General features: G+C 56.6%; 1 protein-coding gene. It reads right to left on the reverse strand.

Annotated elements, in window-relative coordinates; translation table 11 throughout:
- On the reverse strand, window positions 1–366 hold a 366-nt coding region (locus FLO80_RS22615), incomplete at both ends, for a DUF3387 domain-containing protein (RefSeq protein WP_149187179.1).

Below are 366 nucleotides of genomic sequence, written 5' to 3' on the forward strand. Positions count from 1 at the left end.
GAGGGCCTTGCGCAATGCCTTCTTCACCTCACTCTCGCCAGCTTGAGTGCCCTGCCAGCCCGGAAAGCGTACCAAGCGCACGATCTCATCGATGTCCGCAACCACTCGCTCGACCATGATCGGCGTTTCGGCTGTTTTTACTTCGTTGAACAGCTCGGTCAGAGCAGCCTTGCCACGATCCTCGTCCTCTTCGGGCAGAATTTCTTTTTCGGCCAGCAGGGTTTCCTTGGCAATCTCTAGCAGTTGCTTCAGGAATTCGACACTGTTGATTTGCCCGGACTCAAAGCGATCCTTCAGCGCATCCAGTCGCTCGGACAGCTGCTTGAATTTCGGATTTCCTCCGTGCCCGCGCAGACGGCGCTTGAG

Origin of the sequence: Aquicoccus porphyridii, assembly GCF_008369105.1 — a bacterium.
Classification (GTDB): Bacteria; Pseudomonadota; Alphaproteobacteria; order Rhodobacterales; family Rhodobacteraceae; genus Aquicoccus; species Aquicoccus porphyridii.